The organism is Alcanivorax sp. IL3 (assembly GCF_047495465.1).
Classification (GTDB): domain Bacteria; phylum Pseudomonadota; class Gammaproteobacteria; order Pseudomonadales; family Alcanivoracaceae; genus Alcanivorax; species Alcanivorax jadensis.
On record NZ_CP179931.1, the window covers coordinates 1,604,042 to 1,619,038 of the forward strand.

The 14,997-nt window shown below is 59.9% G+C and carries 17 protein-coding genes; 6 read left to right on the forward strand and 11 right to left on the reverse strand.

Going from position 1 to position 14,997, the window contains the following annotated elements:
* The first annotated feature begins 203 nt into the window (after positions 1-203).
* Positions 204-1,046 (forward strand): YbaY family lipoprotein, encoded by an 843-nt coding sequence (locus ACMG4M_RS07500; protein ID WP_272962478.1) that lies wholly within the window; start codon positions 204-206, stop codon positions 1,044-1,046.
* A gap of 6 nt (positions 1,047-1,052) precedes the next feature.
* Here ACMG4M_RS07500 and ACMG4M_RS07505 read toward each other — a convergent pair whose 3' ends face one another.
* Positions 1,053-1,256 (reverse strand): hypothetical protein, encoded by a 204-nt coding sequence (locus tag ACMG4M_RS07505; RefSeq protein WP_035250342.1) that lies wholly within the window; start codon positions 1,254-1,256, stop codon positions 1,053-1,055.
* A 58-nt stretch (positions 1,257-1,314) separates the two neighbouring features.
* Here ACMG4M_RS07505 and ACMG4M_RS07510 point away from each other — a divergent pair, with 58 nt between their 5' ends.
* The 3 genes from ACMG4M_RS07510 (at position 1,315) to ACMG4M_RS07520 (ending at position 3,322) form a co-directional block, all read left to right on the forward strand.
* Entirely contained in the window at positions 1,315-1,932 is a 618-nt protein-coding gene (locus tag ACMG4M_RS07510; protein ID WP_156964922.1) for an IMPACT family protein, read from the forward strand.
* Positions 1,933-2,042: 110 nt separating this feature from the next.
* Entirely contained in the window at positions 2,043-2,450 is a 408-nt protein-coding gene (locus ACMG4M_RS07515) for a DUF1330 domain-containing protein (RefSeq protein ID WP_414431058.1), read from the forward strand.
* A 140-nt stretch (positions 2,451-2,590) separates the two neighbouring features.
* Entirely contained in the window at positions 2,591-3,322 is a 732-nt protein-coding gene (locus tag ACMG4M_RS07520) for a dienelactone hydrolase family protein (RefSeq protein ID WP_035250347.1), read from the forward strand.
* 161 nt (positions 3,323-3,483) lie between these two features.
* Here the strand turns inward: ACMG4M_RS07520 and ACMG4M_RS07525 are convergent, their stop codons facing one another.
* Positions 3,484-3,903: a DUF3617 domain-containing protein gene (locus ACMG4M_RS07525; RefSeq protein WP_035250350.1), complete on the reverse strand. Its 420-nt coding sequence runs from the start codon at positions 3,901-3,903 to the stop codon at positions 3,484-3,486.
* Between the two features lie 70 nt (positions 3,904-3,973).
* The gene (nth, locus tag ACMG4M_RS07530) at positions 3,974-4,612 is read right to left on the reverse strand and encodes an endonuclease III (protein WP_272962479.1); all 639 of its coding nucleotides are present in this window, start codon (positions 4,610-4,612) and stop codon (positions 3,974-3,976) included.
* 86 nt (positions 4,613-4,698) lie between these two features.
* On the opposite strand from nth, the gene gltS reads away from it, so the two are divergent.
* Positions 4,699-5,883 (forward strand): sodium/glutamate symporter, encoded by a 1,185-nt coding sequence (gltS, locus tag ACMG4M_RS07535; protein ID WP_335627509.1) that lies wholly within the window; start codon positions 4,699-4,701, stop codon positions 5,881-5,883.
* 126 nt (positions 5,884-6,009) lie between these two features.
* On the opposite strand, the gene ACMG4M_RS07540 is transcribed toward gltS, so the two are convergent.
* Together ACMG4M_RS07540 and ACMG4M_RS07545 are read right to left on the reverse strand one after the other, a co-directional pair.
* Positions 6,010-6,540 (reverse strand): glycine zipper 2TM domain-containing protein, encoded by a 531-nt coding sequence (locus ACMG4M_RS07540; protein WP_273009059.1) that lies wholly within the window; start codon positions 6,538-6,540, stop codon positions 6,010-6,012.
* A 121-nt stretch (positions 6,541-6,661) separates the two neighbouring features.
* Positions 6,662-7,225 carry a hemerythrin domain-containing protein gene (locus ACMG4M_RS07545; protein ID WP_414431059.1) on the reverse strand — a complete coding sequence of 188 codons (564 nt, stop codon included), beginning with the start codon at positions 7,223-7,225 and terminating at the stop codon, positions 6,662-6,664.
* Positions 7,226-7,338: 113 nt separating this feature from the next.
* Here ACMG4M_RS07545 and ACMG4M_RS07550 point away from each other — a divergent pair, with 113 nt between their 5' ends.
* Complete coding sequence (locus tag ACMG4M_RS07550; RefSeq protein ID WP_414431060.1) at positions 7,339-7,764, forward strand: hypothetical protein; 426 nt, start codon at positions 7,339-7,341, stop codon at positions 7,762-7,764.
* A gap of 254 nt (positions 7,765-8,018) precedes the next feature.
* On the opposite strand, the gene ACMG4M_RS07555 is transcribed toward ACMG4M_RS07550, so the two are convergent.
* The 6 genes from ACMG4M_RS07555 to rsxA form a co-directional block, all read right to left on the reverse strand.
* The gene (locus ACMG4M_RS07555; RefSeq protein ID WP_414431061.1) at positions 8,019-8,729 is read right to left on the reverse strand and encodes an electron transport complex subunit E; all 711 of its coding nucleotides are present in this window, start codon (positions 8,727-8,729) and stop codon (positions 8,019-8,021) included.
* A 258-nt stretch (positions 8,730-8,987) separates the two neighbouring features.
* The gene (gene rsxG / locus ACMG4M_RS07560; RefSeq protein WP_414431062.1) at positions 8,988-9,635 is read right to left on the reverse strand and encodes an electron transport complex subunit RsxG; all 648 of its coding nucleotides are present in this window, start codon (positions 9,633-9,635) and stop codon (positions 8,988-8,990) included.
* Positions 9,632-10,672: an electron transport complex subunit RsxD gene (gene rsxD / locus ACMG4M_RS07565; RefSeq protein ID WP_414431063.1), complete on the reverse strand. Its 1,041-nt coding sequence runs from the start codon at positions 10,670-10,672 to the stop codon at positions 9,632-9,634. The genes rsxG and rsxD overlap by 4 nt, the downstream gene beginning before the upstream one ends.
* Complete coding sequence (gene rsxC, locus ACMG4M_RS07570; protein WP_414431064.1) at positions 10,672-13,560, reverse strand: electron transport complex subunit RsxC; 2,889 nt, start codon at positions 13,558-13,560, stop codon at positions 10,672-10,674. The genes rsxD and rsxC overlap by 1 nt, the downstream gene beginning before the upstream one ends.
* On the reverse strand, positions 13,557-14,141 hold the full coding sequence (gene rsxB, locus ACMG4M_RS07575) for an electron transport complex subunit RsxB (RefSeq protein WP_035250376.1): 585 nt from the start codon (positions 14,139-14,141) through the stop codon (positions 13,557-13,559). Before rsxB ends, rsxC begins: the two co-directional genes overlap by 4 nt.
* A complete protein-coding gene (rsxA, locus tag ACMG4M_RS07580; RefSeq protein ID WP_035250378.1) occupies positions 14,138-14,722 on the reverse strand; it encodes an electron transport complex subunit RsxA in 585 nt (194 codons plus the stop codon). The genes rsxB and rsxA overlap by 4 nt, the downstream gene beginning before the upstream one ends.
* Positions 14,723-14,997: the final 275 nt, after the last annotated feature.

Sequence of the window (14,997 nt, forward strand, 5' to 3'; positions counted from 1 at the left end):
AGGAAAAGGCCCATAAGGTGTGCTGCCTCCCGCGGCATATTGATGTGGAGCTGGTCGTTACCGTTTAAAGACATCGTTGAAGAAAAGTAAAAAAGCAGCCCCAGTGGGCTGCTTTTTTATGGGCGGTGCTTTATTAGTAAAGCTCGGCAGGGAACCGCCGAGCGTCCAGCGAATCCCATCACTGACGATGACAAGGAATGACTATGCGATCTCCCATATTGACCCACCGTTCTGTTTCCGTGCTGTTTGGCTCCGCTGGCATTGCTGCCTTGCTTGCCCTGTCTGGCTGTGATCAGGGAAAACCGGAATCTGATAGCCAACAACCCACCGTGGTGGAGCAGAGTGAAAAGACCGAGCAGCAGATCCTCAGTGGTAAAGTCATGTACCGCGAGCGCATGGCCATGCCGCAAGGTGCAACGCTCACGGTAACCCTGGAGGATGTATCGCTGGCCGATGCGCCGTCCACAGTGATTGCCGAGCAACATATCGACGACCCGGGTCAGGTACCGGTGCCCTTTACCCTGCGCTATGCCAGGGATGCGGTAATGCATGACCATCCAATGGCGTATGCGGTACGTGCGGAAATTCGTGGCGCGGATGGGCAGTTGCTGTGGCTCACCACCGAACGGCATACCGCCGAACTGGGCGAACGGGCCAGCGGTGAAGAGATCACGGTCATGTTGCAGCGGGTTGGCGCCGAGCAATCCGCGGAGGCGCGACCGAAAACCGCCATGGTGAAGGCGCAGGAAGCGGGGGCGTCATTCTGGGCCGTCGGTAACGAGCCTGGCTGGCATCTGGCAATTTACCCGGACGAAAAGTTGGTCTTTGTGGGCGACTACGGCGAAACCACGGTAACCACTCCGGACCCAGGGGCGCAGACCGAAGGCACGGAAACCATTTACCTTGCCAACACCGACACTGACCAGCTGAAAGTGGAAATCAGCGAAATGCCCTGCGATGACTCCATGAGCGGTGAGTCTTTCGATTATCAGGTGAAGGTTATCAGTAACGAAAAGCTCTTCAGTGGTTGTGGTCAGGACCTCTGATCGAGATCAGGGCGCCAACAGGTGATAGATGAATCGCCCGGCGCCCAGCCATAGCAGGGCACAAAGCGTAAAGAAGAAAATACTGCCATCCTGGTACAGGGCCCACAGCAGCGGTGCGAAAATCACACCTGTGACGGGCAGGGCAACACCGATGGCCAGCCGCTTGCGGCGGCGCAGGCTGTCATCGTCTTGGCTGAGGGGATCGGTCATGGCAAGTCGCGTATTCGGATAAAGACGGCAATTACCTTACCATAGCGGCTCCCCGCCAGTGATCAACCCGGAGTTTGCCATCAAAGGTTATCCCGTTCCCGCCGCTCCCGTTGACCGGGAACTACTGATCAACAAAAGTCGTTTCATCACCTGGCTGCGCCCGGTAGCCAGCCGCGAACAGGCCATGGCGGTGATCGACGAGGCCAGGGCCCGTTACCCGGATGCCAGCCACCATTGCTACGCCTACCTGCTTGGCAACCCGGCTTCTGCCCAGGCCGCCATGAATGACGATGGCGAGCCTTCGGGCACCGCCGGCAAACCCATTTTCAATGTGATCCAGCACAAGGGCATGAGTGATGTGCTGGTGGTGGTGAGCCGTTATTTTGGTGGCGTGAAGCTGGGGGCGGGCGGTCTGGTCCGCGCCTACGCGGCAGCGGCAGAAGCGGTGCTGGCGGAAGTGGAAAGGGTGGAGAGTGTGCCGCAGCTCACCTGCCGGCTGGAGATGGGCTTCCCTCTGGAGCAGCGCCTTCGTCACTGGGCGGAGCAGAATGCGGCAGAGGTGCTGGACGTGCATTACAGCCAATCAGTGGCGATGACACTGCGCTTTCCGACGCAGAGTCTGGATGACCTGGAAAGTCTCTGTGCCGCGGAGCAGATTGCCCTGACAGTGCTGTGACCGCTTTGGCGTTCAGGGTGTCGTTATCGGCCCTGTCTTTCTGCCTGACACGGCGGCAAGGTGGTGATCGAACCCTTCGCCTTGCTGATAAAAAACCAAACGGAGTCACCATGTCAGAGAAACCGGTCATCGACCCGAATCCCCAGACCCTGCCCGATATACTGGCATCCCTGCCGGACGATACCCCCATCGTCATGCTGAATCTGCTTCGCTTTAACAAGACCGCGCGGTACAAGGATGGCGAAGCGGATTACAGCGGCCGCGAGGCCTACCAGAAATATTCCGACGTGGCCTTCGGCAAGGTTCGCGGTGTCGGCGGCGAGCTGGTCTGGAAGGGCAAGGCCCTGGCCGGCGTGATTGCCCCGGACGCAGAGAAGTGGGACGACGTGCTGCTGGTACGTTACCCCTCCAAACAGGCCTTTGCCTCCATGCTGGCCGATCCGGAATACCGCGAAGCCACCAAACACCGCACCGCCGCCCTGCAGGAAGCGCGGCTGGTGGCCATGCAGGAAAAATGAAAAGCAATTGATAATTGAGAATTGATAGTTGATAACTGGGTTGGAAGTGGCCCGGTTGGATAGGGGAAACCCTGACCGGTGGTAGTAGCCTCACTGCTTCGTTATCAATTATTCATTATCAACTATCAATTGGGTTTCTCATGTCCAACCAACCTGTAGGCATTCCCATTCCCGGCGGTCACACCATGCGTGCCCGTTGGCTGCGCCCGAAAACGGCCAATCCTCACAAGGCGGCGGTGATCGCCATTCATGACATTTTTGGCTACACCGAGGATATCGAACGCATTGCCCAGCGGTTGGCGGATAATGGTTATCCGGTGCTGGTGCCGGATCTCTACGATCTGCCGGGCAGCAAGGCCCTGTGCGTAGTGAAAACCCTGAAAGCTCATGAAACCGGCAAGGGGCAGACCTTCGAGCAACTGGAAGCCTGCCGTGAATGGTTGCTGAACCAGAGCGAAGAAGCGGTGACCCAGGTGGGTGTTATGGGCTTCTGCATGGGCGGTCGCTTTGCGGTGCTCTACGCCAGCCAGGCACCGGTGCAGGTGGTGGCGCCTTTCTATGGTGGCATGCCCAAAAACGTGAAAGAGGTGAGCGGCATCTGCCCGGCTGTGGGTGGCTGGGGGCGCACGGACATGATCTATGGCGATCATGGTGATCGTCTGGCAAAGCACATGGATGCGCTGGGTGTGCCCCACGATATTAAGACCTATGAAGACGTGGGCCATTCCTTCATGAATGACCACCAGACCTTTACCTTCAAGAAGCTGGGGCCATTACCGCCGCTGCGTTCAAAATTCGATGCGGGTGCATCGGAAGACAGCTGGCAGCGAGTGCTGGCGTTTTTTGAGAAGGTGTTTGCTGGAGAGATCTGAAGCACCTCGCTGCGCTGTTGGAGCTATGCTCGCATGGCGAAGGGTGGATGACCGGTATGACTACCGGGCTAAGCCCTTTCGCCATGCGAGCATAGCTCCAACGGTTAAGTGGTAGGTGATGATTTCGTTGGAGCCTTGCTCGCAAGGCGAACCGCCAATCCTTATCCAGGACAATCCGAACTGGCCCATTTTCCTTCGCTCTTCGACACCATCTTGTGGCTCGGCATGGTCATGTCGATGGTGCTGGTGTAATGGGTATCGCTATGCAGTGTCACCGAACCTTTCATGGTGCTCTGCATGCCGTTCTGGTTGCAACTGGCTTCCCAGGTCAGATTGTCTCCGCTGCGATCCACCTTCCCAAGGTCACATTCATCCGCGTTCCAGCTCTCTTGCAGGGCACTGACCACATCCTCGGCCTCTTCAGGGCTGAGGCACTGCTGCTGGGTATGAGCCCGCATCTGCGGGGGCAGATTGTCGCCTTCCATGGTGGTATTGATCTGCCACAGGCCAGGCTTCAGGTCGCCGGCCAGAACCGGGGCGCACAGGCCCAGCAGTGTTGCCAGCAGGATCGTGTGTTTCATGTCGCGTCCCTTCGTTACCAAACTGAGATACTTCAGAGTAGCAACGTAGAGCAGGGCGCTCAATTACCACTCATGCTGGCCGCTGGCTCGGCGGGAATTCGCACAGGTCTGCGATCAGGCATTCGCCACACTTGGGCTTGCGGGCCATACACACATAGCGGCCGTGCAGGATCAGCCAATGGTGGGCATCGCGCAGGAATTCCTCCGGCACCAGTCGAACCAGCCGTTTTTCCACTTCCAGCACATTCTTGCCCGGTGCAATCCGGGTGCGGTTGGACACCCGGAAGATATGTGTATCCACCGCCATGGTGGGCAGGCCATAGGCCGTATTGAGCACCACATTGGCGGTTTTGCGACCCACACCGGGCAGGGCTTCCAGGGCTTCGCGGGTACGTGGCACCTGGCTATCATGATGCTCGACGAGAATTTTACACAGCTGAATGATGTTTTCGGCCTTGGAATTAAACAGGCCGATGGTCTTGATGTACTCTTTAAGCCCGTCGACTCCCAGGGCGAAGATCGCCTCTGGCGTATTGGCCACCGGATAGAGTCTGGCGGTGGCCTTGTTCACGCCCACGTCTGTGGCCTGGGCAGACAGCACCACGGCCACCAGCAACTCGAAATCGCTGCTGTATTCCAGCTCGGTGGTGGGGTGGGGGTTCTGATCCCGTAGACGGGTAAAGATTTCAGTTCGTTTTTCGCGATTCATAACAGCTTCCCGTTGTCGCGGGCAGTATAACGGATCAAATCGGTGGCTGTGAGGGGGAAGCCCCAGCCGCCAACAAGGAGAAAGGGATGCAGTTTTCCGCCATGGAAACCCTCATGGTCGCATTGTTGGTGCTGGGCGCCGGTCAGTGGATCGTTCACAAGGTGGACTTGCTGGCTCGGCTGAACATGCCCGAGCCGGTGGTGGGCGGTTTGCTGGCCACCATCGTTGTCACTCTGATGCAGGTATCCGGTATCAGCCTGACCTTTGATGAAAGCATCAAGACGCCGGCCATGCTGTTTTTCTTCGGTGCCGTGGGCCTGGCCGCAGACTTTCGCCTGTTGCGCCGGGGCGGCTGGGCCATGCTGCTGTTCGCGATGCTGGTGATCGTGCTGGTGGCACTGCAGGATCTGGTCGGTGTGATGATGGCCAAGCTGATGGGGCTGGATGCCTGGTATGGCCTGATTGGCGGCTCGGTGACCATGACCGGTGGCCACGGCACGGGGGCCGCCTGGGCGGGGGTCTTCGAACGGGATTTCGGTCTTACCGGCGTGAGTGAGCTGGCAGCGGCGTCTGCCACTTTCGGTCTGATATTCGGGGCGCTGCTGGGCGGGCCACTGGCTATGTTCCTGATTCGTCGCTACCGGCTTGCCGCACCGGCCCATGGTGCGGCGGTGGAAGATGTCGAGCATGACGAAGCGGAAACACCTCGCCCGATTTCCGCCGCCAGCGTGATCCGCATCCTGATGTTGCTGTCAGTGGGTGTGGTGGTCGGCGCGGTGGCGGCGGAAGAGTTTGCTTCCGTGTTCCGGTTGCCTACCTTTGTATGGGTGCTGTTTGTCTGCATTGTGCTGGGTAACACGGCGCGTCGCCTGTGGCAGGTCAACGATGCCACCATTGATGTGGTGGGTAACACGGCGCTGGGGATTTTTCTGGCGATCACGTTAATGAGTCTGCAATTGTTACAACTGGTGGATCTGGCACTGCCCATGCTGGCCATGCTGCTGGTGCAGGTGGGGTTGGCGCTGGCGTTCATTACCCTGGTGACCTTCCGGCTGATGGGGCGCAACTATGATTCGGCCGTCCTCTGTGCTGGCCACTGCGGCTTTGCCATGGGGGCTACGCCTACAGCGGTGGCCAACATCCAGGCGGTGACCCAACATCATGGCCCGTCGCCGCTGGCGTTTATCATCGTGCCGGTGGTAGGGGGCTTTATTGTGGATATTGCCAACGCGACGATCATCCAGACGTTCGTGTCTGTGCTATCGGGCTAGGGGCAATGCGGACGTTGTTTGCTATGAGCTGCGTGCGCGACTGCAGAAAGGGCTCAAGCGAGTGACGAGTAACGAGTTTCGAAGAGCAAACCGGTTTGGCCTTTCGCTCTTCGCAACTGCTTCCAGTTACTGGGTAACCACTTCCCCCTCTTCGATACGCAACCGCTCGCCGGGCCTCTTGTCCATGCGAATGGTGTCTTCCTGATCATTGAAGACATAGGTCACGTCGTAACCTTCTGTGCGACTCTTGTCTTCCATCACGGTGTTACAGCGTTGTTCCGTGGTGGTGTAGGTGTTTTTTTCCTGCATGCCTTTCTGGATCTGATTACCTGCCACACCACCGGCAATGGCACCACCTGCGGTGGCCGCATCTTTACCACTACCGCCGCCAAACTGGTGGCCGATCACACCGCCGACCACGGCACCGACAACACTACCGGTAACCCGATGCTGGTCTTTAACCGGTTTCTTGCGTTCCACGGTGACTTGCTGACAAACCTCACGGGGTTCCTGCCAGGTTTTCACAATCGGGTCCACATTCACTACCTGGGCATAGCCTGAGGTAGCCGGGGTTATGGCCTGGTAAGCCCCATAGCCGACACCGGCGATGGCCACGGCCCCTACGATACCCAGGGCGGCAACTGCTGCGCTTTTCATGGCTCACTCCTTATTTGTTGGTTGTGCCTATTATGATCCTGTAATGGCCATAATGTTCGCTGCCTGGCGCACAACAAGTGCAAAAGAATGTGAATTATGCCGTTCAATAGAGCGCAAAAAATTACATGTACAGCAAATAAATGGGCATGATGATCTCTTCTTCATCGTCCATATGCCGGTGCAGCAGCCGGATCAGTTTGTCAGCCTGGGCGTGGGCTTCGCTAATCACCTGGGTTGCCGGTTTTTTTTGTGCAAAACGGCGCAAATTGCTATCCAGCTCTTCCAGACTGGCCTCCAGTACCCCGTGATCCTGCTCAAGAAGATCGAAGCCAACGGTTAGTCTGGGATGGTCGCGGCGCAGTACCGGGAACACGCTGCTGTCCTCGTAGCCATGATGGCTGTGCAGATTGCGTAGCAGGCTTTTGCCGACCCGCTCCACCTCTATCATTCCATCCGTGTATGCACTGGCTGATTCGCGCTGGTTCAGTACCTGCTCAAGGCTGGCGTGGTAATGGCGGGCCTGTCGCTTCAGGCTGTTGTGGTTGCGCTGCAAGGGGCGGGCGTTGCTGATCAGGTAATTCTCATGCTCCCGCCATTCGTCGCGAGGCAATGTGATCAGTCTGCTGCGCACCTCTTCCGGCAGCCCTTGCCGTGATAGCACATGATGATCTGATGTGGATGCCATGATTCGCTCCCTGGTTGATGGGGGCACTATAGGTTTTTGTTTGCCGGCAATGAATCGGGTTAAATGATGCCGTTTTATCAGACCATCTGATCTTTGGGGAACGGGGAACAACAATGCTGGATACACAGCTACAAGCGGAATATTTTCATCTTACCAATCTGATTGATGCCTTCGATCAGAAGTCGCTCACGATCAAGGCCTGGAGCGTCACTCTGGCCGGAATTCTGGCTGGCTCCGGCGCGTTCTTCGATCGCCCGGCGCTATTGTGGGTGGGTGTGCTGGGCAGTTTGTTGTTTTGGTTGGTGGAAGGGCACTGGAAGGCGTTTCAGTCGGCGCACTTTGCGCGTATCGAAAAGATTGAAGCCTATTTTCGTGGCGAAGTGGACGACATCGCCCCATTCCAGACCGCCGCCAGCTGGGACCGCAGCCGCAAGAGCGGCGGCCTGGCAGAGCTGCTGCGAATTCTGCGCTGGCGACATGTGTTTCTGCCACATGAGCTGGTGGCGGTGTCGTTGTTGATGGCGGGGTTGGTGCTGTAGGAGCGGCGCTTGAGCCGCGAATGGCGTTACCGTAGGAGCGTCGCTGGCGGCGCGATAAAAAACCAGGATCAAAAACTTTTTCACCACCGAGGACACAGAGATCACTGAGGAAAGACGTTTTTTCTCTGTGTGTTCTGTGCCTTCTGTGGTAAATCCGTCGTTCAGGTTATCGCGCCGCCAGCGGTGCTCCTTCGGGGGAGATGGGTAGGGTGGATTAGCCGATAGGCGTTATCCACCATGATGCGATGAAGGTATTAACTGACTTTGCCGGTGGTACGCACCCGCCGGCTGACCTTGGGTTCGTCGGAGGCCCTGGCTTTCTGGATGGCCTTGAGGCGCTTGTCGATCACGTTCTTGCCGGCGATGATCAGGCCCAGGCCCACGAAGGCTCCCGGGGGCAGGATGGCGAACAGGAAGCCGCCGTAGTTTTCTACCACCTGAATCTGCCAGTCTTCCGCCATGGGGCCAAACAGCAACTGCATGTTGGTGAACAGGGTGCCCAGACCGATCAGCTCACGCATGCCGCCGAGAATCAGCAGGATCACCAGAAAACCCAGCCCCATCATGAAACCGTCCAGCGCCGCCGGCAGCACCGGGTTCTTGCTGGCAAAGGCGTCGGCACGGCCCAGCACGGTGCAGTTGGTGACGATCAGTGGAATGAAGATACCGAGGATTTCGTAGAGCTCGAAGGTGAACGCCTGCATCAGCATTTCAATCACCGTCACCATGGCGGCGATGATCATCACGAAAGCGGGCAGGCGTACCGCATCGGTCACGTACTGACGAATCAGCGACACGCAGATGTTGGAGCCCATCAGCACCACCAGGGTGGCCAGGCCCAGGCCCAGGGCGTTGACCACGGTGCCGGTCACCGCCAGCAGCGGGCACAGGCCGAGAATCTGCACGGTGGCCGGGTTGTTGTTCCACAGCCCGTCCAAGGCCAGTTCCCGATAGGATTTACTCATTCAGTCACCTCCAAAATGGTCCAATGTGAGGCGTTTTCTTGAAGGAAGAGTGGGCCTCTTTCGAGAGGAAACAACGAAGCAGTGGGCCATTTTGGAGATGACCCGAAGGGCGACAAGCAGAGCTCGCATAGCTGTGTTATTTCGTCTTGGAATAGGCCCACTATGCCTGCGACGAAATGCCTTACTCTGCGAGCTCTGCTTGCCGCTGAATGAGTAAATCCTATCGGGAACTGGCCCATGATCTTTTTGTAGTTCGCATCACTCATCACAACTCTCCACCGATACCGCTTCCGCCGGGGTGCTGAACACAGCGTCGCGGTTGGCGTCGAAATATTGCAGGGCACGGTGCACGGCCCCCACCACAGCACGGGGGGTAATGGTGGCGCCAGTAAAGCTGTCGAACTGGCCGCCATCCTTTTTCACCGCCCAGCCGTCACTGGCAGGGTTGCCCAGAGACAGGCCATTGAAACCATAAATCCAGTCGGATTTTTTGGTTTCGATTTTATCGCCGAGCCCCGGGGTCTCATTGTGCGGTGGCACGACGCGCACCCCCTGAACCTTGCCTTGTGTATCCACGCCTACGATCAGGGCAATATTGCCACCGTAACCGTCCGGGGCGGTGGCTTCCAGTACGGCCCCATTGGGCTCGCCATCAAGACGCGCCCGGTAGACATGGTGGCCGTTGCGACCCAGCAGCGGGTCGCTGACGGTAAGACGGTCGGCGAGCAGATCATTATCGTGCTGCTCGTGGGGCATCACTTCGTTGAGCGATGCCATCAATGCGGCCTGCTTGTTGCACTCTACCTTGCCGATGGTCAGCTCGTTGGTGATCGCCAGGGTAGCGGCGGTACCGATGGCGAACACGCTGAGGATCACCATATTCCGGGAGATGGCCTGGCGCATCATGAGCCACCCCCTTGTTTGGCGCTGTTAGTGCCCCGGTTCGCCTTGTTGTGCCCGTAGGTGCGTGGCTGGGTGTAGTAATCGATAAAGGGCGCGCACAAATTCAGTAACAGCACCGAGAACGCCACGGCATCCGGGTAGCCGCCGAAGCTGCGGATCACCCAGATCAGCACGCCGATCAGTGCCGCATAGATCAACCGGCCGCTGCGGCTGGTGGCAGCACTCACCGGGTCGGTGGCGATAAAGAAGGCGCCGAGCATGGCACCGCCGGAGAATATCTGGAACACCGGGTCGGAAAACCGCACCGGGTCGATCAGCCAGGCAATCAGGGCGGGCAGGGCCAGGCCGACCAGAAAACCCGCCGGGATATGCCAGGTAATGATCTTGCGGCTGATCAGATAAAGGCCACCCAGCAAAAAGGCCAGATTGACCCATTCCCAGCCGAGACCGGCAAACTGACCATGCAGGATGCCGTGGCTGGCCAGCTCGCTGTCATTGCCGGCCCAGGTACGGAAGGTATCCAGGGGCGTGGCGCCGCTCAGGCCATCCACCGGCAACTGGCCGGTAAACAGTTGCCAGCTTTGCGCCAGGCTGGGCGCTTCGCCCGGCGCAATCCACTGGGTCATGGCCACCGGGAAAGAAATCAGCAGCAGCACATAGCCGACCATGGCCGGGTTGAACGGGTTCATGCCCAAGCCACCGTAGAGCTGCTTGGCAACAATAATGGCAAAGCCCACCCCGATCAGGGTCAGCCACCAGGGGGAGGTGGGCGGCAGCGCCAGGGCCAGTAGCACGGCGGTGAGCACCGCACTGTAGTCCTTCAGGTAGAAGGCCACCGGGCGACCGCGGGCTTTCAGGATCAGCGCCTCACTGACCAGCGCCACCACCACGGCCCACAGCACATTGATGACTGTGCCCCAGCCGAACTGCCAGGTCAGCACCGCCAGACCGGGCAGGGTGGCGTAAATCACCTGGCGCATAAAGGCGCCGGTGTTGTTGCTCACCGTGGTGTGGGGCGAGGTTGAAGAGATCAGTGCCATCAGTCTTGCAGTCCTTGTTCTTCTACCGCCTGCTTGAGCGCCATGCGGGCGATCTGGGCTTCCGCCTCCAGGGCCTGTAATTCGGAACTGAGGGCTTCCAGATTGACTTCCGAGGCGCTGTCCCGCTGTTGCTCAAGCTCGCGCTGTTTGTCGGCCAGGGCACTTTCTGCCCGGGCGGCTTCCAGCTTGAGGGTTTTCAGATCCTTGCCGGTGTGGGCGCGGATGTCTGCCTTGGCTTCTTCCACCAGCGCGTCCAGGGCATCGCGGGCCACGTCGGCCTTGCCTTTCAGCTTGTCCACTTTCCGTTCCATGGCATTGAGTTCTTCGGCGGGAATATCGCCGTTACGCTCGCCGCGCTCCAGGGCCGCGTGGGCTTCCTTGTACTGCTTGTGGGCCATGTTGTAGGCGGTCTTCAGGGCCTTGAGGCGCTTCTGGCGCTTGGCGGCCACCTCTGGATCCACTGCCTTCAGAGCCTGCGGGGCTTCGGTTTCCGGGGCCTTGGGGGTATCCGTGGGGGCCGGCGGTGTCTTGGGGGTCGCCGGAGCCGGGGCAGAGGCTTTGGCCTCGCGCAGTTCGGCTTTCCATTGATCGGCCTCGGTTTTCAGGCGATCCGCTTCGGCGCGCAATTCGGCAGCGTTGTCGGCCCCGTTCTCGTCGGCCTCTTTGGCGGCTTTGACGGCGGCCTTGTAGGTGGAGGAGACCTCGCCCACTTTCTTCTTCAGGTCGGCCAGCGGGTCGGCTGGTGCTGCGGCAAGTGCCGGGGTAGGCGTGGCCGGCGCATTGGCCTTGGCGTCGCGCAGGTCGGCCTTGAGCTGGTCCGCCCTGGCTTTCAGTTCGTCCGCCTGGCTGCGGAGTTCGGCAGCGTTGTCGGCGCCGTTTTCTTCCGCTTCCTTGGCCGCTTTCACCGCTGCCTTGTAGGCGGAAGAGGCGTCACCCACCTGTTTCTTCAGGTCTGCCACCGGGTCAGCCTGGGGCGCTGCTGCCGGGGTGGCGGGGGCGCTGGCCTTGGCGTCACGCAGTTCCGCCTTGAGTTTGTCGGCGGCGGCCTTGAGCTCATCGGCTTTGGCGCGTAGCTCGGCGGCGTTGTCGTCGCCATTGGCTTCCGCTTCCTTGGCGGCTTTCACCGCCGTTTTGTAGGCAGTGGACGCCTCGCCAACCTGCTTCTTCAGATTGCCTACCAGGTCTTCTGCCGGTGCGGCGGCGGGGCCCGCATCCTTGGCGTCACGCACGGCGGCCTTGGCCTTGTCGGCCTCGGCTTTCAGGCGATCCACTTCGGCTTTCAGTTCATCGATGTTGTCGGCGCCTTCCGCCTCGGCGGCTTTAGCCGCTTTCACGGCAGCCTTATAGGCCTTGGAGGCGTCCAGGGAGGCCTGCTTGAGGGCCGCTGTATGCACGGCGGGGACACTGGCTGTCTCGGTCTTCTTCTTGCGGTTGGCTTCCAGCCGCGCCTGACGACGGGCTTCTTTCTCGGCCTTTTCCGCTTCGATGCGGGCCTGGCGGGCTTCAAAGCGCTGGCGGGCCTTGTCGGCTTTTACCTGTTCCGCTGCCTGTTGGCGCACTTCTGCCTTGGCATAGCGGTAGTACTGCACCAGCGGGATATGGCTGGGGCACACATAGGCACAGGCGCCGCACTCGATGCAGTCCATCAGGTTATGGTGCTGGGCCTTTTCCAGGTCGTCGTTCTTGGCGTGCCAGTAGAGCTGCTGGGGCAGCAGATTGGCCGGGCACACGTCGGCACAGGAGCCGCAGCGAATGCAGGGCTGTTCCGGCGGTGGCTCGGGCAGTTCTTCCAGGGTGGCGGCGATGATGCAGTTGGTGGTTTTCACCACCGGCACTGCCGGGTTGTGCAGGGTGAAGCCCATCATCGGGCCGCCCATGACCAGGCGGCCGATATTGTCCGGGTCTACGCCGCCATGCAGCAGCAGATCGCGTACCGGGGTGCCCAGTAGCACCTCCATATTGCCCGGCTGGCTCACGCCTTCGCCGGTGAGCGTGGTCACCCGCGAGAGCAGGGGCTCGCCGTCGATCACCGCTCGCTTGATGGCGTAGGCGGTGCCCACGTTCTGGCACACCACACCCACCTTTGCCGGTAGCTGGCCGCTTTTCACTTCCTTGCCGGTGAGCAGCTGAATCAGCTGTTTTTCGCCGCCGGAGGGGTACTTGGTGGGCACTACCCGCACGTCGATGTCGCAGCCCTTGCAGGCTCGCTTGATGGCGGAGATGGCGTCGGGCTTGTTGTCCTCGATGCCGATCAGGGTGCGGCGCGGATTCAGCAGGTATTGCAGGATGTTGATGCCGGCAATGATCTCGGCGGCACGCTCGCGCATCAGGCGGTCGTCGGCGGTGATGTAGGGCTCGCATTCCACCGCATTGATCACCAGTTCTTCCACCCGCTGGTGGTCGCCCAGGTTCACCTTGATGCTGGTGGGGAAGCCGGCGCCGCCCATGCCGGCGATGCCGGAATGACGGATGGTGTCCACCAGTTCGCCGGGGCTGCGCTCGGTGTAGTCGGCCACACCGGTGTGCTCGATCCATTCATCCTTGCCGTCGGTGTCGATGACGATACAGATGGCATCCATCCCGGACGGGTGCTGAATGGCGCGCGGGCCGATGGCGCTGACGGTGCCGGAGGTGGGGGCATGAATGGCCGCGCTTACCGCGCCGCTGGGCTCAGCAATCATCTGGCCTTTCAGTACCCGCTCACCGGGTTCCACCAGCGGTTTGGCCGGGGCGCCGATGTGCATGTTCAGCGGCAGTATCAGCTGCGCCGGCATCGGGCCGGGGACAATGGCGGTGCCGTTGGAAAGCGCTTTCCTTTCCGGTGGGTGAATACCACCGTGGAAGTCGTAGACCTTGCGGCTGCGCGAACTGAACAGGGTACGAATCACAGGTTCACCACTTCAATACGGCTGTCCGGGCGCTCGCCGATACCGGCCGGGCGGTTCCAGCCCCAGGTCTGCAGGGTGGGTTGCACTTCCACCATGTCGATGCAGTCCACCGGGCAGGGCTCCACGCACAGGTCGCAGCCGGTGCATTCGTCCACGATTACCGTGTGCATCAGCTTGGCGGCGCCGACGATGGCATCTACCGGGCAGGCCTGGATGCACTTGGTGCAGCCGATGCACTCGTCCTCGCGGATATACGCCACCTTGGGGATGTCCGCATCCTCGGCGCCTTCGTCATCCAGGGTCAGCTCGTCGCGGCCGAGCAGGTCGGTGAGCGAATCCACGGTGTCCTGCCCGCCGGGCGGGCAGCGGTTGTGGTCTTCGCCCTCGGCAATGGCCTCGGCGTAGGGGCGACAGCCCGGGTGCCCGCACTGGCCACACTGGGTCTGCGGCAACAGGGAATCGATCTGGTCGACAATGGGGTCACCCTCGACCTTGAATTTCTCCGAGGCAAAGCCCAGCACCGCACCGAACACGGCGGCCAGGGCAAGCAGGGCGGCCACGGCAATCAGTACAGCGGTCATAACTTGATCAGCCCGGAAAAGCCCATGAAGGCCAGCGACATCAGGCCGGCGGTGATCAGGCCGATGCTGGGACCACGGAACGCTTCCGGCACATCGGCCACGGCAATACGCTCACGCATGGCGGCAAACAGCACCAGCACCAGGGAAAAGCCCAGCGCTGCGCCCAGCCCGTAGGTGAGCGATGACATAAAGGTGGCATCTTCCTGGCGTACATTCAGCAGCGCTACGCCCAGCACCGCGCAGTTGGAGGTAATCAGCGGCAGGAACACCCCCAGTACCCGGTAGAGCAGGGGGCTGGCCTTCTTCACGAACATCTCGGTGAACTGTACCGCCACGGCGATCACCAGAATAAAGCTGATGGTGCGCAGGTACTCCAGCTCGAAGGGCACCAGAATATAGGCCCAGGTCAGGTAGGCGAGCACGGACGATAATGTCAGTACAAAGGTGGTCGCCAGGGACATGCCCATGGCGGTCTCGATCTTGTTGGAGACCCCCATAAAGGGACACAGCCCCAGGAACTGCACCAGGACAAAATTGTTTACCAGCACAGCGCTGATCAGAATCAGGACGTACTCTGTCATGTGATCGTGGCTCGCTTGCCGAAGAATAGGGGTTAAACGCTGTGTTTACAGGGCGTTAAGGGCGCATAGTATGAGGCAGCGCCCCGGTTGGCTCAAGATTGTTCCGATATAAGCTTACTTGACTACAGAAGACAGTCATTGACTGCGAATTAACCAGTTGATGCCCCTTTTGCCATGCTTTTTGCCCCGGACGGTTGCGGCGCTGCCAGCAATCCAGTATCCAAGGCAGACAATAACGCGATGAGACCGGCCAGCGCCGGTTGCTGCAGAGGTGA